At 67.5% G+C, this 23,422-nt stretch carries 18 protein-coding genes and 2 pseudogenes; 10 read left to right on the top strand and 10 right to left on the bottom strand.

Annotation, left to right across the window (positions count from 1 at the left end; translation table 11 throughout):
- A partial coding sequence (locus PV341_RS28950) for a hypothetical protein (protein WP_500359374.1) occupies window positions 1–459 on the top strand: 459 nt, incomplete at its 5' end.
- Between the two features lie 894 nt (window positions 460–1,353).
- Here the strand turns inward: PV341_RS28950 and PV341_RS28945 are convergent.
- The 3 genes from PV341_RS28945 to PV341_RS28935 form a co-directional block, all read right to left on the bottom strand.
- Window positions 1,354–3,159, bottom strand: coding sequence for an esterase/lipase family protein (locus PV341_RS28945; protein ID WP_500359373.1), 1,806 nt, complete (start codon window positions 3,157–3,159; stop codon window positions 1,354–1,356).
- 317 nt (window positions 3,160–3,476) lie between these two features.
- The gene (locus PV341_RS28940) at window positions 3,477–3,905 is read right to left on the bottom strand and encodes a hypothetical protein (protein WP_500359371.1); all 429 of its coding nucleotides are present in this window, start codon (window positions 3,903–3,905) and stop codon (window positions 3,477–3,479) included.
- A gap of 400 nt (window positions 3,906–4,305) precedes the next feature.
- Window positions 4,306–4,917, bottom strand: a complete 612-nt coding sequence (locus tag PV341_RS28935) for a hypothetical protein (protein ID WP_500359370.1) — start codon at window positions 4,915–4,917, stop codon at window positions 4,306–4,308.
- A 309-nt stretch (window positions 4,918–5,226) separates the two neighbouring features.
- Here PV341_RS28935 and PV341_RS28930 point away from each other — a divergent pair, with 309 nt between their 5' ends.
- Genes PV341_RS28930 through PV341_RS28920 form a run of 3 tightly spaced genes read left to right on the top strand, consistent with a single transcriptional unit; the run spans window position 5,227 to window position 8,724 of the window.
- Window positions 5,227–5,829, top strand: a complete 603-nt coding sequence (locus PV341_RS28930; protein WP_500359369.1) for a DNA-binding protein — start codon at window positions 5,227–5,229, stop codon at window positions 5,827–5,829.
- 22 nt (window positions 5,830–5,851) lie between these two features.
- Window positions 5,852–8,011, top strand: coding sequence for a hypothetical protein (locus tag PV341_RS28925; RefSeq protein ID WP_500359368.1), 2,160 nt, complete (start codon window positions 5,852–5,854; stop codon window positions 8,009–8,011).
- Window positions 8,011–8,724 carry a helix-turn-helix domain containing protein gene (locus PV341_RS28920; protein ID WP_500359367.1) on the top strand — a complete coding sequence of 238 codons (714 nt, stop codon included), beginning with the start codon at window positions 8,011–8,013 and terminating at the stop codon, window positions 8,722–8,724. The genes PV341_RS28925 and PV341_RS28920 overlap by 1 nt, the downstream gene beginning before the upstream one ends.
- A 183-nt stretch (window positions 8,725–8,907) precedes the next feature.
- Here the strand turns inward: PV341_RS28920 and PV341_RS28915 are convergent, their stop codons facing one another.
- The 3 genes from PV341_RS28915 to PV341_RS28905 are packed head-to-tail and all read right to left on the bottom strand — an operon-like array spanning window position 8,908 to window position 11,660.
- Window positions 8,908–9,297 carry a hypothetical protein gene (locus tag PV341_RS28915; RefSeq protein WP_500359366.1) on the bottom strand — a complete coding sequence of 130 codons (390 nt, stop codon included), beginning with the start codon at window positions 9,295–9,297 and terminating at the stop codon, window positions 8,908–8,910.
- A 36-nt stretch (window positions 9,298–9,333) separates the two neighbouring features.
- Complete coding sequence (locus PV341_RS28910) at window positions 9,334–10,470, bottom strand: glycosyltransferase family 4 protein (RefSeq protein ID WP_500359365.1); 1,137 nt, start codon at window positions 10,468–10,470, stop codon at window positions 9,334–9,336.
- Window positions 10,467–11,660: a glycosyltransferase gene (locus PV341_RS28905; RefSeq protein ID WP_500359363.1), complete on the bottom strand. Its 1,194-nt coding sequence runs from the start codon at window positions 11,658–11,660 to the stop codon at window positions 10,467–10,469. The genes PV341_RS28910 and PV341_RS28905 overlap by 4 nt, the downstream gene beginning before the upstream one ends.
- Before the next feature lie 166 nt (window positions 11,661–11,826).
- On the opposite strand from PV341_RS28905, the gene PV341_RS28900 reads away from it, so the two are divergent.
- Entirely contained in the window at window positions 11,827–15,498 is a 3,672-nt protein-coding gene (locus PV341_RS28900) for a hypothetical protein (protein WP_500359362.1), read from the top strand.
- Entirely contained in the window at window positions 15,498–16,079 is a 582-nt protein-coding gene (locus tag PV341_RS28895; RefSeq protein WP_500359361.1) for a LamG-like jellyroll fold domain-containing protein, read from the top strand. The genes PV341_RS28900 and PV341_RS28895 overlap by 1 nt, the downstream gene beginning before the upstream one ends.
- A gap of 124 nt (window positions 16,080–16,203) precedes the next feature.
- On the opposite strand, the gene PV341_RS28890 is transcribed toward PV341_RS28895, so the two are convergent.
- Window positions 16,204–16,548 carry a hypothetical protein gene (locus PV341_RS28890; RefSeq protein ID WP_500359360.1) on the bottom strand — a complete coding sequence of 115 codons (345 nt, stop codon included), beginning with the start codon at window positions 16,546–16,548 and terminating at the stop codon, window positions 16,204–16,206.
- A 320-nt stretch (window positions 16,549–16,868) separates the two neighbouring features.
- Between PV341_RS28890 and PV341_RS28885 the strand changes: the two genes are divergently transcribed.
- The 4 genes from PV341_RS28885 (at window position 16,869) to PV341_RS28870 (ending at window position 20,342) form a co-directional block, all read left to right on the top strand.
- Entirely contained in the window at window positions 16,869–17,135 is a 267-nt protein-coding gene (locus PV341_RS28885) for a helix-turn-helix transcriptional regulator (protein WP_500359359.1), read from the top strand.
- A gap of 180 nt (window positions 17,136–17,315) precedes the next feature.
- Complete coding sequence (locus PV341_RS28880; RefSeq protein ID WP_500359358.1) at window positions 17,316–18,194, top strand: DUF6083 domain-containing protein; 879 nt, start codon at window positions 17,316–17,318, stop codon at window positions 18,192–18,194.
- A gap of 120 nt (window positions 18,195–18,314) precedes the next feature.
- The gene (locus tag PV341_RS28875; protein ID WP_500359357.1) at window positions 18,315–18,782 is read left to right on the top strand and encodes a DnaB-like helicase N-terminal domain-containing protein; all 468 of its coding nucleotides are present in this window, start codon (window positions 18,315–18,317) and stop codon (window positions 18,780–18,782) included.
- A 48-nt stretch (window positions 18,783–18,830) separates the two neighbouring features.
- Complete coding sequence (locus PV341_RS28870; RefSeq protein WP_500359355.1) at window positions 18,831–20,342, top strand: UvrD-helicase domain-containing protein; 1,512 nt, start codon at window positions 18,831–18,833, stop codon at window positions 20,340–20,342.
- Here the strand turns inward: PV341_RS28870 and PV341_RS28865 are convergent.
- The 3 genes and pseudogenes from PV341_RS28865 to PV341_RS28855 all read right to left on the bottom strand — a co-directional run bounded on the left by PV341_RS28865 (window position 20,339) and on the right by PV341_RS28855 (window position 23,265).
- Window positions 20,339–21,498 (bottom strand): annotated as a pseudogene (locus PV341_RS28865) (IS3 family transposase). The gene PV341_RS28870 and the pseudogene PV341_RS28865 overlap by 4 nt on opposite strands.
- 77 nt (window positions 21,499–21,575) lie before the next feature.
- Window positions 21,576–21,866 (bottom strand): annotated as a pseudogene (locus PV341_RS28860) (integrase core domain-containing protein); the annotation flags it as partial.
- A gap of 7 nt (window positions 21,867–21,873) precedes the next feature.
- Entirely contained in the window at window positions 21,874–23,265 is a 1,392-nt protein-coding gene (locus PV341_RS28855) for an IS30 family transposase (RefSeq protein ID WP_500359354.1), read from the bottom strand.
- Window positions 23,266–23,422 lie beyond the last annotated feature (157 nt).

The following is a 23,422-nucleotide window of genomic DNA, read 5'->3' as shown; positions in this document are numbered from 1 at the left end:
ACCCCAACCGCCCCCACCTCCACATCGTCGGTTCGACGCCGAGCCACCGGACCGGCTCGGGAAGACGACGACCTGATCACCCAGCTCCACCGCGACGGACTGGACCCGGAAGAGATCGCCGGCGAACTCGGCCGCGGCACAGCAGCCATCCGCTGGCGCCTGCACGCCCTGCGCCTGGGCCCGTTCCCCGCCGACCTGGTGAACCCACGCTCCAGCGAACCCAAGCCCAAGCCACCCGGTGCCTACCGTGTTCAAGAGATCAGGCTCGAGTACCCCAACGCCTACCGCCGTTGGGAACCCGAGGAGGACGCACAGCTCGCCCAGCGATCCGCCGAAGGCGCCAGTCTTGCCGAACTCGTCGAGGAGTTCGGGCGCCAGGAATCAGCTGTTCAAAGCCGCCTGGCGAAGATCGACGCCACGGGACCTGCGGCTGACGAAGCCCGGCGAATGGGACTGTAGCGCCGCCCGCCCGACAAGGAGCAAGCCTCCGCAGGCGCATTCCGAACAAGGTCTGGCATGAGCGCCTGCCCAAGCCGTCAGACGAACATCGCGGCCGGGCCGAGCTGAGCCGGGCAGCGCTGCCAGCACGACGACGTGCGCCGGCCTCACGAGAAGGCGAATGAGACCGGCGCCCCAGTCATCGAGCGATCATCCGGAGCCGCTCGAACGGAACACTGGCGACGGCCGCCACAGCCGTCAGCCACTCGGGGCTCACACCGGCGCATGCGAGCACGGCCACAGTGATCGTCACCGTCACCACGATGACATGCCACCCGCTCGCCCCGTGTGCCCAGCCCTCACCCGGGGCACTGACACATAGAGGTACTGTCACGTACTTCTCCTCTCAGATCCGTCTGGGAACGAAGGCCTTCGGCGCGCTTCAGGTTGGGAAGCCAGGAACGCGCGCCGGGGGCCTTTGTGTTGGCTGCAATGGAGTCATACCCAGCGGATGCTGTCGGACCTAACTTTCCGCAGCCCCGCATAGATCGGGGCACGGGAGCACAGCGGGGCGCATGGCCGAATACCGCCTCCCTATCCGGTGCTCTTCGCGGCCACTCCTCTGACCAATGGCTGCACCAGACACTCTCAAGCTTCGAAGCCACCTGCCAGCACTGCCACCAGTACACAGCGACCTGCACCGGATCAGCGATCAATGCCTGCCCGTAAGGGCCGGTCCTCCTCTCCAGGCGCAGTCGGCGCTCATGAGCCCGGCCACTTCCGCAACGGGAGCGTTGCACACGGCAGTGCACATGTCTGAGGGCTTCGAAGCCCGCTCCCCTCCGGACTGCGAAGCCCTCGCCTGACCTGGCATTGCTACCAGCCGTCAGGGCTGGCGAGCAGTGCTCCACATTTTCAGGGAGAGGCTGGCCTCCATGCGAACGTCGTGACCCCTTGTGCAACAGGCATCATCTGGTTGAAGAGGTTTTGGGCGACGAGCTCTCCGCCGCTGAACCCGCCGGTGACGTCGTCGTTCGGCTTGCCCAGTAGGGTTGCCGTCTTCCCGGCGGCGTGACTTTGGCGGGCTAGCACAGGCCGTAGGGTGGTTTGTTCCCACTGGCCGTCAGACAGGCGGTATACGTGCGTGGCTCCCCAACGGTGAACTCGTTGACCATCCGAGTTGAACGTGTCATCGCTCCTGCACCCGGGCTCAGCCCTGAAGGCGGCGTATGCCTGGTCCTCACTGTCGAACCACGCGGACACCAGCCATGCATTTCCCGGCAGCGGCGGTTGGCCGGGTGCGGTCACCTGACCGCTCTCCTGATCGACAATTGCGACGTTGGAGTATTCCTCGCAGGCGCTGAGATGTCCGAAGTAGCTGACCGCTACCTTGTCTCGCCGTGGGCTGACGGCAATCGTGCCTAGGGAGCCGCTGCCGGGAACGTCTTCTAGCGGAGATACATTGCCGCTCCCATCGACCCGGTACAGCTGGCCGACACCGGTGAAGTTTCCGCCAAATGCGATGTAGGCAACGGAGACTGTGCCCTTCGGGCCCGGGCCGAGCAACTCCAGATGACCGCAGGACGGGCCGAAGCACGCGTCGTCTGGCCGCAGCGACTTCACCGGCCACACCCTTCGCTTTCCGACTTGCGGGAAGCTCCACAGCGCCGCCTGCTCCGGGGGAAAGGCACCGTCCGATAGCAGGTCGTCGCCACGGAAGGCGAGCGTGCCGCAGTCCTTACAATCCCAAGTGCGGATCCTCGGGCTGGAAGGCATGGACTCTCCGGCGCCCCGGGGGTAGCGATAGACCTTGAGTCCCGAGCCGTCGCTTCTCGCGGCACTCCATGCCAAGTACTCGCCGTTAGCTGACCAGGTCAACCCGCCCGCACGATAGCCCTCAGGCATCGTGGCCAGCGTCTTGCTAACACCGTTCGACCATAGCTTCACAGTGTTTCCGCTGGCGTAGGCGAGTTCAGGAGTCAACCGACCTGCTTGGTGTCGCTGCATGTGAGAGGTCTGGTTGATCACTGCGGAAATGACTGTTTGCTCCGTCTTAATATTAGTGTGATTGCATTTACTGTCCTTTAGCCACCAAAGAGGCACATTGCTAGCCCTACAGGTAAGCACATACGGGGCGCCGGTCTTATTGGTGTAGGCCGTCGCGGAGCCCAGAGGCACGGCAACGTCGCCGAGGGAGAGCTCGGGAATCGTCTTCACCTTCAAGATCTCCACGATGCTGAAACGAAGTCTGTTGTCGCCTGCTATTGCCTGAACTGGCAAGTCTGGCGGCCAAGGCGGCAGCTTCTTGATGTCGCTTGAATTGTATGCCAGTGCTCGACCTTGCGGCCCACGGAGGGCGCCAAGGATATCGGTACACAACAAGGAAGAGGAGTCGTGGGCGCGATCCCAACCAGCGCAGAACCCAAGATAACCTTCGAGAACTAGCACTAGTTCCGGACGCCTGGCCACCTCGGCAGCTTCGAAAGGTAGATGCTGGGCGATCGAAGCCGCAATCGAACCGCGCGTAGGGGTTCCGATGGTGATGACCTCGGCGACGTTCTGCCAAGTCTTCCTGCCGGCCTGCCCGGTAGGCAGCGAAACGGCGAACTGTGTTGCTAGTCCCCCCATGGAGTGTGCCACCACCATCACCTTGTAGCCGGAAGCTCTAGCAAGGCAGTTGATCGCACGACTCAGTGCAGGACCGATGCGGGGATCGGTCACCCACTCTGGTTGCGCTGGCTTGTAGTCGAAGGTAAAAGCCGTAACGTGTGGGTATCCGGCGACCTTCCGAGGAAACGAGTGATCAGGATCTGGACCGTCCCAAGTGTCAGCGCCAGAAGCGATACCGTGAACGAAAATAACCGGCATCGTGTTAGCTACAGACTCATCGGGAACATCTCCCTCCCTCGTCACCTGTTGAAGGCTTCTGCTGGTGCAACCTTCAGACGCGGCTGCGGGGCTGCTTGCAATGAGACTGAGCAACAGCAAGAGAGCTGTGCACGAACTGAGAAGCAGCCGGGCTGCGTGCTGCTGGCGGTTCACTTGATCTCCTCGATGAGGGTGATGCGCCAGCTGCCGTCCCTCGTGGTGAACGCAAGAAGGACGTGCCGAACCGGCATGCCCGGCTCATCGAGAGTTGCCTGGGCATTGGCGAAGCCGCCCTCTTCGTGCCAGCTGTCCTTCTGCAGCTCGAGCCGTGAGCCGACGGCGAAGAGACGCCCGGGTTGGAGTACCCGTTCCAGTTCGGGCGTTACTGCCGCGCGCTGTGTCTTCGCGTCGTTTGCAACGAGGTTCTGTGCAGTACGGGCTGCCTGGGCGGGGATGGGGGTACCGGGCACGTAGGGCAGTTGTTGGTCTTGAGACTTAGCGTCCGCTTGATCTGATTTGCCGTCGAGTACGAAGTACGTGACCGTGCATGCAACGATAACCAAGATGCCCCCGGACACCCATAAGATCATTTTTCGCACGTCGTAGCGTCTCCCTATTCCTGTCTGGCCTGCAGGCGCACCGAGGCACATGGCGCCTGTCTGGAAGGTGGCACCTTGCGCGGCGGGTTGATCATCCGCAGTCAGGCGCCGCCGTATCCTGCCGTACGCGCCCCTTGAAGGGCAAAGGCAAGGGTTGGCTCCGGCCGCGTACCGCTCACAACTCCATCGCCTCGCACGCGGCTGCTGCACCAGAAGCCGAAGCGAGGCGTCGTGGCCCTAACGCGGACTTCTCCCGGAAGTAGGGCTGCATGCAAGTCCAGCTTTGTTCGAGCAGGGCGAGCTCGTGCGACCCCAGGCAGTGAAGCCCGCGGGACAAGACTGGCCACCGTCCAGGACGATGATGGGACCCCCTGGGTAGCAGTCAGGGACCTACACCTGGTCAGACCGCAAGAGCGGTAGTGGCACTTGCCTCAGGATCGGGTGAAGCCGCTGGCGAAGGGTGCCGGCAGACGCTGTAAACAAGCTTCCACAGCGCCCATCCGCTCACGGCAACCGCACCCCAGCTGGCAACCCACAGGGCGATCAGTCCGACGGCCGCATACGCGGGCCGCTCAGAGAAGACAGTGCCAGCCGACCAGCCCAGTGCAGCGGCCGCCACGGCTGGGAACGTCAGCCAGAGCGCGGTGACGCGGATCAGACGGGCACCCCGCCCCTTTCGGGCGTGCTCGCTCAGCCACGCCTCCCAACCGAATCCACCACGGACCCTTGGGCGGAGCTCCTCGGTGATGTATCGCGCCGCCATGAAGCAGAACTCCTGCTGGTCGACGTAGCGTGTGCCCAGCACGTAGACCCCGAACGGGATGACCAGCAAGAACACCCGATGGGCGGGCATGGCGGCGGCAAAACTGAACACGATTGCGGCGGTACTCAGTTGCAGAGCAAACAGAGTGTGTGCAGCAGTGCTGCGCCGCTCGATCTCCTGCCGCAGCGCGGAGAACTCCGCGAGCGCCCCCTCGCTTGTGGCGGATGACGATTCCCCCATGCGCTGCATGTTTCCCGCCTTGGGAGATCCTTACCCGGCGTTGCCCATCCGGCTCGTTGCGGCCCTGGCACCTTGAGCGTCCACCCGCTTGTCGTCAGGACAAGACGCGCTCCCCCGACCACGGAGTACCGCACCGACAGACTGCTACCGAAGCGCAAGCCGGGCCCCGCACGCCCCCTTTGTATCGCTCGAACGGCTGGAAGGACCGGGCGTGACGTAGCTCCAAGAGCCTGATGGGGCAGCCGGGTTGGTTTGACACAGTGTGGTGTTCGTCACTAACGTATGTCCGTCATCAGATATCGGAGTTGGGTTGTAAGGGTGTTGTTGACGACAGGGCAGGCCGCGGCGGAGCTTGACTGCGCGGTGACGACGTTCCGCCGGCTGGTCCACGCCGAGCTCCTGCCCGGGCTCTCGCGGCGAGGGGTGCGGGTGATGGTGCCGCTGGAGACGGTCCAGGCCCTGCGTGACCGTGCCGAGGCTCCGCTGGAGCGACTGGGTGTGGCGGAGATAGCGGTGCTGCGAGTGGACGTCGCCCAGCGCGCTCCCGAAGAGAACCGTGAGTGGATCGGCTTTGCCGCGTCCTTGCCGCCGCAGGATCTGCTGGCAGCGCTGCGCGGCTGGTGGCGGTGCGACGCGGCGAGCGTCGCGGCCGGGGGAGTGCTGCCGGTGACCCTGTCCGGGTATGTGGTGGCGGTCCTGACCGGCCTGGAAGTCTCAGAGAGGGGCCGCCGTGGGCTGCACAGCTTCCCCAAGGCCACACTGGCCGGCTATCTGACCGACCTGGCCACCCCCGTCAAACAGCTCACCGCCGAGTCTGCGAAAGACCGCGACGTCGCGGACTTGCTGCTCGGCACCCGCTTGGTCTCCGACTCCGGCGGGGCGATTGCCTACGTCCGCACCGGCTCCGGCCCCACTGACTGATCTGCCTGCGTGAGGGAATGTGATGGATTCCAAGACCTACACCGCCGCTCTGGGTGAGCTGCGGACCCTACGCGACGAGATCAAGAAGGCGCAGGCGGCCCTGGCCAAGCTCACCGCTGCGCGGGACAAGCAGATCACGGCTCTGGCTGGCTATGACAAGGCCAAGGCGGAGCGGATCGCGCCTGCGGCCGGGCTGAGCATTGCCGACGTCGTGACGATTGCCCCCGCGCTTGCCCCAGAGGGCCTGGCCATCATGGACCCTGCAGCTGAGTCCGACATTCAGGAGGCGGCTGTCTCGGAGACGGCCACGCCGACTCCGGCGGCCAGCGAACCGCAGCCGCCTACCGAGGCTGTCTCCGGTCGGGTTTCCGTTACCGAGCCTGCTGCTGTTGCGGGAGCTGTCGCCCCGAGCCTGCCGCGTCCTGCTACTCCCGCCGAGCAGCAGCCTGCAGCCGTGGCACCGGCAACCCCCGATGCTGTGGCCGGGCCGCGGGTCCTGCCGTCGATCCCCGTGGCCCCGGAGGGGGATCGGTGGTTCGCCCACACGAGCGGACTTGCCTCGACCCGGCCGAACTTCACTCAGCAGGTCCGGTCCACTGTCTTCCTCGACGCCGCCACGGGGATCCTGGTCCACCGTGACCAGACGGTGCGCCTGGAGTTGAAGACGGCCTCGGCCGGGGAGATCCTCCAGCAGGTCTTTCACGTGGTGCCGGAGGGTGTGGAGCGGATCTACATCACCGCCGGCGACCCGTGGCACCGTGACGCTGACCGCTACCCCTACCTGAGGGACGCCGTCGCTGCCTGGCTGAACGCACCCGCCGTAGGGTGGCGGACCGACACCGGCCGGGGCCGGGACCGGATGGCCGGGCACTTCGTCCATGCCCGTAACCCTGTCGGCCGCTACCAGCGGGAGAACGGCGAACAGCACGTGGAGATCCGGTCGGTGGGGGAGTGGTTCGACACCGGCACGGTCAGCCCCGCCGTTGTGCGGGACGCCTTCGTGTTGCTGTGGAAGGCTCTGCGCTCCCACTGGCCGGACGCCGTCGTCATGGGGTCTCCGTCGCAGACCGGCCGGGATTTGTGGACCCGCACCATCCCCGCCCGCGGCCAGTTCGCCGAGGGGTATCCCGTGCTGTCCGAGGAATTGCGCGGCTTGCTGCATGCCACCGCAGGGCAGGGCCGCACCGAGCTGCTGACCCCGCCCGCTGTGCCCGAACAGTTGTCCGGCCTGGTGGAGTACGACCGGACCTTCGCCTACGCCAAGCACACCTGGAAGTCTCCGGTCGGCACGCCCCGCCGCATCACCGCTGCCACCTTCGCCGCGTGGCCGGAGAAGGAACGGATCAAGGCTCTGTTCGGCTGCGGCCACTGGCAGATCCGCGCCACCGTTCCCGACGGCTGGGACCACGTCGGCCTGCTGCCCGCCCCCGCACCTGGGGAGCGTGCCTGGCACTACCCGCGCACCCCCGGCGACACCTTCACGACCTGGGCCGGCGGTCCCGAGGTCTACGCCGCCCTCACCAACCCCCTCATGCCGTGGAAGATCGAGATCCTCGACGGCCTGCTCTGGGAAGACGGCAAGCCGCTGGACGACTGGTCGAAGAAGCTCAAGGAGTGCTGGTCCCGTCTGGCCGCCATCGCCGACCTCCACGCCGACGACCAGCAACGCCAAGCCGCCACCCTCGCCTCCCGCGCCGTGCGCGCCATCCTGCTCTATGGCATCGGCTCCTTCGCTCAGCGCCCCCGCATGGTCACCGGCACCACCCCCCGCCACCTCGAGCGCGACGTTCCCGCCGATGCCGAAATCATCGGCTTCGACGACCACACCATCACCTGGCAGCGCCCCACCGGCTTCGCCCGCGACCCCTACGCCCACCCTGAATGGGCTGCCGCGATCTGGTCCGGCGCCCGTGCCTCCCTGCTCACCATGCGCATGCGCGAGGACGACACCCACGTCGGCGCCCTCCACGCACCCCCCGGCACCGTCGTCGCCTTCCGCACCGACGCCATCTACCTCACCCAGCCCCAGAACTGGCCCTACCACGGCCAGCCCGGCGACTACCTCCTCAAAGGCCACCTCACCGGCCCCATCACCGCACCCACCACCGAAGAAGAACTCCTCGCCCTGCGCGACGCCGGCCGCACCGCCCACACCTACGCCACCACCACTGGGGGTGCCTGATGCCGCCCCGCCGACGCCGCCCCCAGGCACCCCAGCTCAACGACGCCGCCCGCCTCGCCGACCACCTCCAAGCCGCCGGCTACACCAAACGCGACATCGCCCGCATCATCACCCGCGACCCCTCCCTGGTCTCCCAGTTCTACACACGCGGCAAAGGCGCCGCCTTCGTCCCCGCCCTCACCCGCGCCCTCCAGGCCGTCCAGACCGACGGCATCACCGACATCGACGAACTCGCCCGTATCGCAGCCCCCCTCATCACCCGCCGCACCACCCAAACAGGTGCCCGAGCCCGCGTCCGCAGCAAAGCCGTCCTCATCACCCCCACCGGTACCGGCACCGGACGCGTCGCCGCCCAGGCCATTGCCTCCGGCTCCGCCCGCCTCCGCCCTTTGATCGCCGAAGCCGCGCAACGAGGCCTGCGCCTGGCCTTCACCGTTCGCATGCCGAAAACTGGCTACCTCCACCCCTCGGGCAGCCGCACCGACTCACCCGGCATCCGCCGCGACGTCATCCAGCGCACCGACCACACCGAGGAACGCTCCTACGGCTCCGCCTCCACCGGGGGCTTCGACGCTGCCGACTTCGCCCGCCGTGTCGATGCCGCCGGAGGGGACGTCACTGCCGCGGTTCATCAGTGGCTCGTCGAGACCGGCCGCATCCAGGCCGAAGCGCACATCACCCATCTGGAAATCCGCACTTGGCGCCCCCGCTAAAGACCGCGCATCACACTGCAGGTGCCTGAGTCTGGCCTGAGCCAGCGGCGTGATGCCGCTCCTCGCGTCCGGGCCGCGGGTCGCCTGGCGGGCGGCCGCACTGGCTTGCCCGCGTGCCGATGGCGACATCGCCTCAACCCGCGACTGACGCAACGATCAGGTGATTCGGCGATCTGGCGCAGCCTAGGACCGGTGGGTATCGCCGGTGGAGATGGTGCCGCCGGTGACGTTGCCACCGATGCCGATGGACCGGTCGCCGGATACGTGGACGTTCGTTGTTCCAGCCGACTCTTGGGCCTCAGCGAAGAGGGCTCCGATTTCGGCGGCGAATGCCGGGTCCTCAGTGAAGAGTTTGCGTAGCTGGGCGAACAGGACCGTACGGAAGACTTCGTCATCGGGGTTGGCGGCCACGTCCGCCACGGCCTCTTGGGCGGCTGGCCGCTCCCCGACGCGGCCCCGCAGGCGATTCCAGATCCTTGTGACAGGGCTTGGCTCGCCAGGCTCGCCTGCGACGGCGTTCAGCAGTTGCGGGAGATGTGGAGCGAGGAGAGAGACCAGGGCACCGATGTCCATGTTCTACCTCGGGTTCAAGGAGGGGCGGGAGGGAACTCAGGGTTTGGAGCGGAGACGGCGCGGGGCAGGCCTCCGCAGGCTGACGGTGCTTCGGACCGTCTCGTACAGGTCGTCAATCTTCGCCCGCATGATGTCGACGGTGTACAGCTCGGCGTATCGGGCGTGGGCCGTCGCTGCCAGGGCCTGTGTCCTGGTGGGGTTGCTGATCAGGGTGAGGATGGCGTCGGTCAACGCGCTGGGGTCGTCCGGTGGGACGATGATGCCGGCCTTTCCGTCGTCGAGCAGGGTGCTGACATCGCCGACGTGCGTCGCGACGATCGGCAGGCCGCGAGCCATGGCTTCCAGGATGCTGCGGGGGCTGCCCTCGGTGTCGGACGGCTGGACGAGCAGGTCGAGGGCGGTCATGGCAGGACTGATGTCTTTGACTACCCCGGTGAACGTGACGTGCCCGTCCAGGCCGAGTGCCGTAGCCATCTGTACCAGTGCCTCATGCAGGGCGCCGCCGCCGACGACGAGCAGATGGACATCGGGCCGCTCCTGCCGGACCCGTGCCCCCGCCTTCAGCAGCAGATCAGGCCGCTTCTCCGGTGACAATCTGCCGACCGAGCCGATCAGCACCGCGTCGGGATCGATCCCGTGCGCGCGTCGGAAGGCGATGCCGTCGGCGATACCCGGAGCCGGGACGCCGTTGTGCAGAGCTACCGAGGGTCCGCAGGCGGCCTGTAGTCGCGGCAGGTGGGCGTGTGCGCTGGCGATCCGCAGGTCAGCCGAGCGCATGGCGAGCCGGTCCCAGTGCGATGCCACGCGATCCCGGAGGGTGTTTTCGATCCACCCGTGCGCGGTGGCGACAGCAGGCAGCCGAGCCCAGTTCGGTGACACTTTCCGCATCGCGGCGATCAGGTAGTTGGCGTCGTAGCCGTGGCCGTGGATCATGCCGACATCACGGTCGGCGGGCAGCCGCCACAGCCGGCCAGGTCGCAGCGGCGGGGCGAGAACGGAGAGGCCTGCAGCGGCCAGCCGCTGCAGGTAGTCGCGGTTGGCGCGCAGGGTGAGAACGATCGGCTGCCATTGTCCGTGCCGCTGCTGGGCTACCGCCAGGTCCAGGACGTGCAGGTCGGACCCGCCGATCGCGCCTTCGCTTTGCGGGATGATGACGTGCAGTACGGCGCTCATGTGCCGGCCGCCAGATGCGTGGGGTCCGCGTCCGCCATCAAACGGTGCCAGACAGCGGCCAGCAGCGAGGCCGAGCTTTCCCAGGTGGGCAGGTGCTGAGCGGCCAGCAGTGCCCGTTTCTCCTGCAGCTCCCGGTCGCCTGGGCTGCACAGCAGCCGGATACAAGCGTCAATCATCGCCGGAACGTCGAGGCATTCGACGACGGAGCCTTCGGGCAGGTGCCGTAGGCCTTGCAGGCCCACCGGTGTGGTGACGACGGCCCGGCCCCGCGCCAGCGCCTCCAGCACCTTGATCTTGACTCCGCCGCCGAACCTTAGCGGGCACAGGATCACGCTGGCAGCGTCCACATAGCTGGTCACCTGCGGGACCAGACCGGTGACGGACACGCGCGGATCGGCGGCGGCCGCGCGCAGCCAAGACGGGGGGTACGGGCCAACGAAGGACACGGTCGCTTCCGGGCAGCGAGCCCAGACGCCGGGAAGGATCTCGTCGAGGATGAGCTGGGCAGCGTCTACGTTCGGCGGATATCCAAAGTTGGCAACGAACGCAATCCGTCCCGCGCCCGCTGGGGCGGCCCCGGACGGTCCGGCGTGCAAGTGGTCAGCGCCGCCAGGGATCACCGGAACATGGCGTCCGGGTAGATGGGCGCGGATGTGGGCCGCGTCGTCGTCGGTGACCGCTGCGACAACTGCCGCTGCCCGCCAGCAAGCCTGCTCAGTACGGCGAGTGAGGCAGGCATCGGCCAGGACAGCCGTGCCACCCCCACTCGCGGCCTGCTGTTCGAGGAGCCGTGATTCGACGTTGTGCTCGACGATCAGGGTTCGGCTGTGGATGTGCCGAGGCAGAAGATGGAGCAGGTAGTGACCTTCGACATGCACCGCGGCGGGCGGGTTGGCGGCGAGCCGGACGCCCAGGTAGTGACGGGCTGACTGCGACTGGTGGCGGCGCACGTGTGGGCTAAGCCCCGGCGCGGTGGGCAGTGACGCCGGGAAAACACGCGCCCGCACCCCGGCTGCCTCCGCATCGCCGAGATGCGTGTGGTCGAGATGGGGATCCTTCGAGACGGCAACGACCTCGATGTCGAAGCCGGCGGACAGCCGGAGCAGCAGATGCGCCTCGCGTAACCGCCCCCCACTGCAGGCAGGCCACGGCAGATGATGAGTGAGATAGAGAACGCTCGGTCTTGGCACCCTGGGCTCCGCCCTTCCCCCCGCGGTCCATAGCGCTCAGCAGATTTCCTACTTTCCCATCAAGAGGCACTGTTGGGGTGGGAAAGTGGGAGAAAACAGCCGCGTGCAGGGAGGGGGCCCGCGCCGTGTGCCTGTCGCCTGCACCCTGCCGGCACGGGAGTTTCCTGTGACCGTCCACGCAGAGGGGGCCGGGTCGATCGCGGTCGGCGGAGACGCGATCAACAGCATCTTCGTCACCGGGGGCGTCAACCAGTTCTTCGTCGGACAGTACCAGCGCCTGGCCGAGGCCTACCTCAACACGCGATCGCTCTACCGGGAGTTGGCCCTCGAGCATTTCACCGGACGCGCCTGGCTGGTGCGGGCCGTCGACGACTTCCTGGCCGCCAACGATCGAGGCTACTTGCTCATCGAGGCGGAAGCCGGGATGGGGAAGACCGCGTTCCTTGCGTGGGTCGCCCGGGAACGGCGCTACGTGCATCACTTCGTGCGGCTGATGCCCGACGTGAACGACGTGGGAGTCGCCCTGCGAAACCTGTCCGCGCAGCTAATCCGGGCCTGGGATCTCGACACGATGGCCGTCGGTGGAGTCCTGCCGCCCAGTGCCTCCCGGCCCGACTTCTTCACCGAGGTCCTCTTCGAGGCAGCAGACAAAAGAGACGCCACCCGGCCCGGGGAGCCGATCGTCATCGCCGTGGACGGACTGAACGAGACAGCCGCGCTGCCATACCAAAACCCCCTGTCCCTGCCGGCTGACCTGCCCGCCGGGGTCTATGTCCTGGCCACGCAACGCACGACCCACATCCCGCTCGTGGTGACCACACCACGCCGCGTGGTACGGATCCGGCCCGCGGACGCGGACAACCAGGCAGACATCCGCACCTACCTGGAAAGGGAAGTCCGTCGCCCGGGACTCGCCGAGCGGGTCACCGACCCGGCGGCAGTGGCCGACCGGCTCGTGAACTGGTGCGGAGGAGTGTGGCTGGTTCTCCGATACGTGCTAGCAGAGTTGCGGAGCGGAACCCGCAGCCCCGACGAGCTGTCGACCCTGCCGATCGGCCTGTGGCACTACTACGCACGTTTCTGGCGCGACTGGCAGCAAGCCCACGAGAAGACCTGGACAGCGGTGGACCTGCCACTGCTCGTCACGATCACCGCTGCGCGGGAGCCGCTCACTCTCGACCTGCTATGCGCGATGAGCCGATGCCCCGACCCCTCCCGCGCCGCCGACCTCGTCGGCGACGAGTGGCGGCCCTTCCTGCAGATCACCGGAGAAGGCGCCGACGAACAGTACACGGCGTTCCACGACAGTCTGAGCGAGTTCATCGCCGGTCAGGTCGACGGAACGGCACTGACCAGCGCTGAACGTTTCTTCGTCGAACGCTTGAACAGCGCTCAGCGCGAAGCCCACCAACGCATCGCCGAACGCTACCTCGCCGCCTGGGGCGATCTTCCCCACGGACTGCCGCGACTGCGCGGCGAAGCCGCCGCTCTCGATGACGGCTACGGACTGCGCCACCTGGTCGCACATCTCGTCCATGCCAGCCAGGACGCCGTCCTGCACAGCCTCATGGCCCTGGAATGGCCCCGGGACGACCACGCCGAGGAACCAGCCAACGCCTGGTACGAGGCACACCGGACCCGCCGAGAGTTCGCCGGATACGCACTGGACGTCCAGCGAGCATGGGGTCAGGCCGAGCGGGCACCGACCGTGCCCCGCAGTCTCGCCCTCGAGCTGAGATACGCGATGATCGCGGCATCCGTCGACAGCGTGGCCGGCAACGTGCCAAGCGAACTACTCGCCCTACTCATCGAGCACGAGATCATCACGGCACCGCAAGCACTAGAGCTCACCCGGGAAATGTCGGACGCCCGCGTCAGAGCCGAGTCGCTCAGCGTACTTCTGCCAAAGCTGCACGGAAACCTGCGCGCCGAAGCGATCAGCGAAGCCCTGGCAAGCGTTCACCTCGTGCCCGACGGGTACTGGCGGGCAGGCGAACTGCTGCGCCTGGCCGAAGTCGCCGGTGTCGAACACATGGTGGATCTACGGCGCATCGCGGACAGTCTGGGACGTGAGTACGAGCGGGACATCGCACAAGCGGGCCTGGACGCGCTGGGCCGGGCCGGCCCCGCCGCCCACGTGACCACGGCCGACCCACACGAGCCCCGCGACCCGGTGGAATTTCTCGAGCAGTACCGCCGGCGAACCAGCCGCGGCCGCGCGACGCTCATGCTCGGTCTGCCCTCAGGACAGGGCGTCGAAGGAAGCCGCTATGTGCGCCCTCCTCGCTGGCGGGCCGAACTCCTCACCGAAGCGGCGCGAACGACACCGCAGCGTGAACCGGTACTCCGCGCAGCCCTCGACACCTCTCTCCTGGTCGGCGACCAGGAAGCACTCACCGCCACCCTCGGCGCGATCGTCGCCGAATTGACCGCGACCGGCTCCGTCCCCACAGCACTGGCCTGTGCCCTGGAAATCCAGGACACCGAGACCCGGGCCCGCGCCCTCTTCGCGACCGCCGCCCATGCGGATGTCGTCGACCAGGCGCTCCACGCCACCGCATCCATCCAGGAGGCCGCAACTCGCGGCTCGCTACTGCGCGCCCACGCAGCCCGCCTCGCCCCACTGGCATCCGCTGGCTCCCTCGCCCCCGTCCTGGCCGATCTGCCACGGGACTGGCACGCCGCCGTTCTCGGTGCGACCGCCGCCCACGTTCCCTCCGCCCAGCGCGAGTCTCTCCTCGCCGAGGCTCTGGAGATTGCGGTATCAGCCCTGGACGCAGGCGGGGCCCGAGTGCTTGCTGACCTCCTCGTCGATCTGCCCGCATCCTTGATCCCATCCGCCCGCGCAGCCGTGACCGCCATCGCCGACCTGGAGACCCGCGACTACCTGACCGCTGCTCTGGCCGCCCGGCTTGCCCACCTGAACCATCCAGACGAGGCCCGTGCTCTTCTCGCCGCGATTCACGATCCCTACTGGAGCATGACCGGCACCCTCCGTACCGCCACTGGCCTGGCCGCCTCCGGCCAGTGCGACCAGGCCGAAGCACTGGCCGCCACGCTCCCCTCCCCCCACTGGCGCGCCGAGATCTTCGCCCGTTCGGACAACCTTGCTGTCGCCTACGCCGAAGCCGCCGCCCTCACCGAGCCCGGCGCCCGTGTGGCCGCACTCCTCCGCATCGAGTCAGTGATCTCGAGCATCCTGGAAAGTGGCCACGTGGCCCACCACGATCGTGCCGAGCGCACCACTGCCCTGCTGGAGATCGGACCGGCAGCGACCGGTCACCTGGAGAAAGGCCGGGGGACCCTTGCCGAGACCGCTGATCCACACGGGCGAGCCGCGGCGGTGCCGAAGCTCCAGGCGGCGCAGCGGGAGGGACTGGAACGCGCCCGCGCGACGCTGCACGAGATCACCGATGCCCAGGTGTCGGCGCACGCCACCATGGCGGTGGCTTTTGTCTTCGGGCAGCGAGGACGGACCGCAGAGGCACTGGAGTTGATAGCGACGCTCCCGGAGGAGAACCGAGCAGCAGCGCTGGTCCAGCTGACGCCGCTCCCCGATGATGCCGTGGCAAGGGCCGTCGCGCAGGCTCAAGCCTTGTCGGACCCGGTCGGGCGGGGACGCGCACTTGCGCGCATGACGGGACCGCTCGTCACGGCGGGCGGATTCGACGTTCTAGACCACGTCCGAACCGTGCTGCGGCTGCTGGCAACGGGCAACCGGGCACAGCTCCTGGAGGCAGTTCCCAGCCTGCTGCCCGGATTGCTGGAGCTGGCAGGACCGGAAGGGCTCGTCGACCTGGCGGCAGCCGTCTCCGCCGCCTACCGATGGTGGCCCTGATGGCGGACTTCGAACTGGTCGTCCACCACGACTACACGTCCGGAACCTGTACCGACACCTCCGGATTCGGCAACCACGGATTCGGCACGACGTCACCAGACACGGACGGCATGCCGTTCGACGGGCACAGCAGTCGCGTCGTCGTGTTCCCCGCCCCCAGCCTCACCAACCTCGGCGGCCTACGCGCCCGTGTGAGGCTGCGCCCTGACGCCCTCTCCGAACGCCGCACCCTCATCGAAGGCTACTTGGCATTCTCCCTCTCCATTGAACCGGACGGGGCCCTGCTCGGCGCTGTCTACGCCGACCTGAAGTGGTACGTCCTCAGCACCCCGCCCGGCATCGTCACCACCGGCCGCTGGACCGACGTCGCCTTCGTCTACGACGGCCGCGACACGATGTCCCTCTCGGCAGACGGCACCCTCATCGCCCTCCGCCAGGACCTCCTCGGCCGCATTGCCGACATTGAATGGCCCTACGGCCTCAATATCGGAGCCTGGCCCGACGACGACGTCCGCATCTTCGCAGGCGTCATGTCAGAACTCTGGCTCTGGCGCCTCCCTACCTCGGCCGAACACCGCTGACAGCACTGCACTACGGCGCTCAGAAGACAGCCCGACAGCCCTCGAACCCGGGTCCGTTCCCGAAGGCAGCGCGAACTGGGCCAACCCGGATTGACGATCTTTTGCGGGGTCGCGTATGCACTGATCATCCGTACAGCGCACCGTCGTGCCAGTAGAGATCGACCTCCATGAGGTCCTCGGAGCCCGTCGTGAAGGGTTCCAGCAAGTCAGCGGCCATCTCCTCGTCGACGCCGACGACGTCGTGAGGCTCAGGGACTGTGGCGGCGTGCTCGGTGGCAGCGACACAAGCCCGGCAGGCATCCGTCAGCCGCCAGATGCAGCCGTCTGCACTGCGCATGAGCAGCAAAAGGATTGCCCCGTCGCAGCCGCGGTGGCGCGGGTGCCAGTGGCAGCCGTGCTCGCCGCAGCGACAGGTTCGCAGGTGGGTGGGGAGGGGTTCGGAGCGGGCGTGCTGGGCCAGGTGGTTCACGACGACTGTTCGCGCCGGTTCACACCTGAGGCCAGTGGGGATGCGGCCGCACTGGGGGCAAGCCAGGGTGATCCCGCTGGGACCGGGGCGGACCTGGAGTGTCCAGGTCCGTTTCACCGGGTGGGGGAGTGCGCCGTGCCCCATGGAGAGCTGTCCTCCCTGCTGTATGACGACTGGTTCGGCCGGCGTCCCGAGGCGGGGAGCGCCGGTCGCGGCACACGGTAGTGCAGACCTCTGCCCTGTCGCCCTGTGCCTGACGAGGGCAAATAGGGCAGAGGTCTGCACTGACAGGGCAGGGTTCTGCACCGTGCGATAGAGCGGTGACGATCACTCCACCGCCCGACCCGAACCTCGACGCGCTCCGCCAGGAGCTGTCACGACTGCGGGCCGAACGCGGCTGGACCTACGACGAACTCGCCGCCCGAACCGGCCTGTCACGCCGCACACTGATCGAGATTGAGCAAGGCCGCACGATCGGCACCCTCGCCACCTGGCACGCCCTCGCCCACGCCCTCGGCGCCCCGCTCGACCGGCTCTTCGGCACCCTCTGCGCCGGCCACGAACCCCCCGCCCGGCCCGCTCCCTGACCACTTGGCGAAAGCCGCGAGGGCCCAGTTTCCGGGAGGTGTAACGCCACCCGAAACAGCGACCAGCACCGAACGCACGCACGAAGAAGCGAACTCCAGCACGACGGATGCGGCCACCAAGGTGACCTCAGCGGCCTGGTCAGCCCCCGTGCAGCGTGTCGGCCGTCATCGTCTGCGGTCATGCGCTCGACGAACAACTCCATCGCCGATGACGGTTCCGCCTGGGACGGCAGCCGGAAGAACTACCGGGCCCGCCGGCTGCTGCGTATCGATGCGGACAGTCCCAGTCGGCTGCTGCGGTCCGCGCAGGTCGGCCGGTGCGACGTCTGCGGGAACTCCGTGGAGTGGTACCAGTGCCCAGGCAGTACTCCTGTCCCTCTTCACCCCGACGAGCTGCCCGCCAGCACCGTCCCCGCGGGGGAGCGCTGGCATGTCTCCTCCGGCGCCGCACACGCCGGCCACGACGGGAGCACTTGGTGCCGGGTTCGGCATCACGCCGTGTGCCCGGCCGCCCCGGCGGGCAACCGGAGCCCGCTGCTGGCGGAGACACGCCGGGCACTGGGCCTGACCTCGCGCCGACTTCAGGACGCCGGCTTGTTCACGCCCCGTCCTGAGAAGGAGTCGGCCCCAGCGCCGCCCTGCCTGCCGGTTCGGCCAGTGGTGTGCCTGCTCGACACGCGCTTCCTCGCTCCGGGCCCTCTCGAGCACCTTCAGTGCGTCGCCCATACCCGCACCCGGCGCCGCTGCGGTCTGCCGGTTCTGGATCCCGAGGCTCTGCCGGGCACGTGGCGGCTGGGACCCGTGGACCCGCTCCTGCGCCCCGGCGACGGCCGCCTGCCGACAACCCAAGAGGGGATGGCGGTCTATGACCTGACCGGCCTTCCCTACGCGGAGCAGTTGCGATGGCACAACCAGCGCTGCCCGACCCATGCCGCAATCGATGAGGCCGCGGACCACGCGCGCGCCGAATGGGAGCCCTTCAATCGGTTCCGCCACCACCAGCACATCCGCGGACAGCTTCCCGATCCGTCGCCTGCCCTGGGTCAGCGACACGAATGACCTCGCGCGAGCTACTGCTCCGCCACTGCGCAAGCTCAACAACCGTTGCTACCAGGCCCTCCCGCAGCACCGGAACCGGCAGCTTCGGCGCTTGATCCCTGGCCATTCTCGGAGGCACCCGTGTCCAAGACCTTGATCGGCACTCCCGACCCCGATCAGCCCCCGTCCGGGCCTGCGCTGTACGACGAACACGCCGAGCACACGGTCCTGGCAGCCGTCCTCCACCACCCGCAGTTGGTCCCGTACCTCATGGCAGTCCTGCGGTCGACGCATTTCAGCAGCCCGGCCTGCTGGGAGGTGTTCCGTGCCGCAGCCGCGGTCCACCGCCACAAGGAGACCTGCACTCCGGCAGCTGTCACGGCCGAGCTCGAGCGCCAGCAGCAGGCCGGCGCCGACGACTCCGCGGACGAGGCGAGGAAGGGCCTCGTCCGCGACCTTGCTCGTGCCGCGGTCCCGGTGGATCCGGTGGTGGTGCACTACGCGGTGATCGTCCGGGACCTGGTCGACCTGCGCCGCCACGCGGTCGCGCTCTCCGAGGGTTTGCCGCCTGTGCCGATGCGCGGCTTCCTCACCGACGACGACACCTGACCACCGACGCGCTCATCTCGCGCCCTCACGGATCGATGAAGCTCAATGATGCTGCAGCCCACTGACGAACAGATCGCGGCCGCCGACGCCTTCGCCACCGGTGACCACCTGGTGATCCAGGCCGGTGCCGGCACCGGTAAGACCACCACCCTCACCCAGCTTGCCGCCAGCACCTCACGCCGGGGCCTGTATGTCGCGTTCAACCGGGCTATTGCCCAGGATGCCGCCGGCCGCTTCCCCGGCACGGTGCTGTGCAAGACCGCGCACGCCCTGGCCTACGCCGCCATCGGCCACCGCTACCGCGCCCGCCTGAACGGCCCCCGGCTGCCCGGCCGGCACACCGCCGACGCGCTCGGCATCACCAAGCCCATGCGCATCGGCAACCGCGTCGTGTGGCCCGCGACTTTGACCTCCACGGCCCAGCGCACCGTCACCAGGTTCTGCCAGTCCGCCGACCCCGTCATCGGACACCATCACGTGCCACCGCTCCGCGGCCTGGACACCGCAGACCTGCACGACGAACTCGCCCGGCGCATCCTGCCCTACGCCCGCGCCGCCTGGGCCGACCTGCAGCACCCCGATACCGGCGCGGTCCGCTTCGAACACGACCACTATCTGAAAATCTGGGCCCTGTCCGACCCGAAACTCCCCACCGACTACGTGCTCCTGGACGAAGCCCAGGACACCAACCCCGTCCTCGAACAAGTCCTGCTCGACCAGCGCGGCCACGCCCAACTGGTCATGGTCGGCGACTCGGCGCAGGCCATCTACGGCTGGCGTGGCGCCAAGGACGTGATGACCGGCTTTGACGGCACCTCCCTGTCGCTGACGCAGTCTTTCAGGTTCGGCCCCATCCTCGCGCTGGAGGCCAACCGGTGGCTGGCTATCGCCGGCGCCCCGATCCGCCTGGATGGAACCGACACCATCCCTACCGAGGTCGGAAAGGTGACGAAGCCGGACGCGGTGCTGTGCCGCAGCAACATTGGAGCCATAGCCCAGATCTTCCGCTTCCTCGCCAAGGGCCGCAGGGTCGCACTGGTCGGGGGAGGCCAGGCCCTGCGCGCTCTGGCACTGGCGTCACGCGACCTGCAAGACGGACGCCGGACCTCCCACCCCGAGCTGGTGCTGTTCACCTCCTGGGGCCAGTTGCAGGACTACGCCGAACACGACCCCGCCGGCAGTGACCTGCAGCCCCTGGTTGACCTCGTCGACCACCACGGCACGGACACCGTCCTGGCCGCGGTCAACCGCCTCGTCCACGAGCAGGACGCACAAGTGACGATCTCCACCGCGCACAAATCTAAGGGCCGCGAATGGCCCCAGGTCGAGATCGCCGACGACTTCCACCCACCCAAAGACAGCGACGAGACCGACGAACACGGCAACCCGCTACCCGGCCTCATCGACGACGCCGACGCCCGCCTCGCCTACGTCGCCGTCACCCGCGCACGCACCCGCCTCGACCTCGGCGGCCTGGAATGGATCAACAAGGGGTCTGCTGCAGGTTTGGGTGACAGGTTTGACCTGCCCCACGGTTTGGGTTCCAGCTGCGGTGGCTAACTGGCGGCGGGGACGGTGTCTCGTGCGGAGAGTAGCTCGTACTCGATTGGGGTGCGGTAGCCCAGTGCTGAATGTCGTCTCTGGCGGTTGTAGAAGATCTCGATGTACTCGAAGATCGCGTTGGCCAGTTCGACCCGGGTCTTCCAGCGCTTGCGGTTGAGCAGCTCGATCTGCATGGAGGACCAGAACGACTCCATCATCGCGTTGTCCAGGCCGTCCCCGACGGTGCCGAACGACGGCAGGAGGCCGGCGGAGCGGATCCGTTCGCCGAAGACCCAGGAGGTGAACTGGGTGCCGTGATCGGCGTGCACTATCCCGCCCGGCTCGGGGCGGCGGTTGCGGATGGCCATGTCCAGCGCGTTGACCACGAGGGTGGAGTCCTGCCGTGAGTCGATGGACCAGCCCACAATCCTGCGGCTGAACGCGTCCAGGACTGCCGCGCAGTACACCCACCCTTCCCTGGTGCGGTGCTGCGTGATGTCGGTGACCCACAGCTCGTCGGGGCGCAAGCGATGGAACTTGCGATTGACCAGGTCCTCGGCGGTGACGACACCCCGCAGGCGCTTGATGCGCACCGGTCCGGGCAGGCCGTGGATCCCGGCCTGTGTCATGAGCACCGACACGGTCCTGGTGCAGACCCGGATACCCATGCCCAGGGTGAGCTCGGCGTGGATGCGGCGGTAGCCGTAAGTGCCGCGGGAAGCGACGTGAACCTCTCGGATCAGCCCGGTCAGCCAGTCTCGCCGTAGCTGCCGTGGAGTGGTCGGTGTGCGCTTGTGCTTGTAGTAGTTCTGCCGGGCGACGCCAAGGATCCGGCAGCACCTGTTGACCGGGGCCCCGGCATCGACGAGTCGGTCGATCACCGGGTAGAGCCTTTTGGGGCCGGCTTGTCCTCGCCGAGGAACTTCGCCGTCTGCCGGACGATCGCCAACTCGGTTTCCAGCTCATGGATCCGCCGGCGAGCGGCCCGCAACTCAGCAGACTCGCTCGACGGCGTTCCCGGTCGCCGCCCGTTGTCGATGTCGTCTTGCCGCAACCACTTCGACAACGTGACGGGATGGATACCGAGCTCTACCGCCGTCTGTTTGGCCTGCTTGCCAGCACGGATGAGCGCGATGGCGCGCGCCCGGAACTCCGGAGGATAGGGACGAGGCATGGCTGCCAGCCTTCCGTGAAGGGCTGTCAGTTAGCCACCAAAACTGGAACCTGAGAGGTGGGTCAGGTCAGGTTCGGTCACGCGGCCTGGACGGCCGGTGGGGTCATGACGGTCTCGAATTCGACGGGGGTCAGGCGGCCGAGTGCGGCTTGTCTGCGGCGGCGGTGGTAGGTCCGCTCGATCCAGGTCACGATCGCGATGCGCAGTTCTTCGCGGGTGGCCCAGCTCCGGCGGTCGAGGACGTTCTTCTGCAGCAGGCTGAAGAAGGACTCCATGGCCGCGTTGTCTCCGGCTGCCCCGACTCTCCCTATCGATCCGGCCATCTGGTGGCGATCGAGTGCCCGGACGAATTTTCGTGAGCGGAACTGCCTGGACTCAACCGGTCGTTGCAACACCGGCTTGTTGAAGCAAGAGTAGCTGTTCGTTGAACGCCTCGGCGGGGGTCCTCCAGCCAAGTGTCTTGCGGGGCCTGGTGTTCAGCGCGTGAGCAACAGCTTCGATTTCTTCGGCGGACCAGCGCGAGAGGTCGGTGCCCTTCGGGAAGTACTGTCGCAGGAGTCCGTTCGTGTTCTCGTTCGTGCCTCGCTGCCACGGGCTGTGCGGATCGGCGAAGAACACGGGGATACCGGTCTCGACCCTGAACTGCGTGTGCGCCGACATTTCCTTGCCGCGGTCCCATGTCAGCGACCGCGTCAGCTGCTCGGGGAGCATCGACATCGCGTTGGCGAGTGCCGTCTTCATCGAGATCGCTCCGTAGCCGGCCAGTGGGGGGCCGTTCTTCGTTCGAGGGATCATGCCGTATCCCTCTTCGCGGGGCAGATGGACCAGCATGGTGAACCGGGTCGACCGCTCGACAACCGTGCCGATCGCGGAACGCTCCAGCCCGATGATCAAATCCCCTTCCCAGTGGCCGGGGACAGCGCGGTCCTCAGCCTCGGCGGGCCTCTCGCTGATCAACGCTTCCGGCGTGACATGCGCCCAGGTCTTCCGTCGTGAACGCGCCTCCGGCGCACGCAGAGCGCGACCGGTCCGAAGACACAGGATAAGCTCCCGTTTCAGCGCCCCGCGGCCCTGAATGTAGAGGGCCTGGTAGATCGCCTCGTGACTGATGCGCATGGATTCATCATCCGGGAAATCAAGCTTGATCCGGTTCGCGATCTGCTCCGGACTCCATGCCTGAACCCACGCACGATCCTTGCGATGCGGCTTGTTCCGCCCCGTCCACGAGCCCGTCACCGGTCCCGCTACCGGCATGCCGCCAGATGTGGTGATCTGGCCGGACAGCCTCTCCTGGACATAGGCGTGCAACCTCGGATTGGCGACCAACTTCGCCGTCTTCGGACGTCGGGCCGCCATATCTGCTTTCCACTGCGCCACCGACGCCCGGTAGTCGAGCTTCCCACTTCTTGTGGCGACGTTGCGTCGCAGCTCGCGGGAGATCGTGCCTGGATTGCGGCCGACGTCTCGGGCGATCTCGCGCACTCCCTTGCCCTGGGCCTTGAGCAACGCAATCTCCTCTCGCTCGGAAAACGACAGGTACCTGCCCGAGGGCGGCTTCGAATCGAACGGTCGCATGCCGCCACACTGGCGGTACCAGCGCGTCGCAACCGCCGGCGCCACGCCGACGACGGCGGCGGCCTCCTCAGCGAGAAGGCCCTTGGCGATCTGCGTCCAGAACGCCGCCTCGACATGACGCTGATACTTCGGATGCCCCGGCGACCTCAGCTTCGGGCGCAGCGCCCGGTCCGCTGCCTGCTGACGACGCATCGTCCAACACCTCCATGCGTACGAGTACGAGGTGTTGCGACGACCAGTTGAATCCACCCTGCGATCCGCGATCGCTGTGCAGGATGCATCCGTCGACGTGTTCACGCCTGGCCACGGCGTTGTCCAGGGCGGTCACGGCCAGGCGGGACTTCATCCG

It is taken from the genome of Streptomyces sp. PA03-1a, from assembly GCF_033792805.1.
Lineage (GTDB): Bacteria > Actinomycetota > Actinomycetes > Streptomycetales > Streptomycetaceae > Actinacidiphila.
The sequence above is the reverse complement of the archived record's forward strand: the minus strand, read 5'-3'. Positions and strand labels throughout refer to the sequence as shown.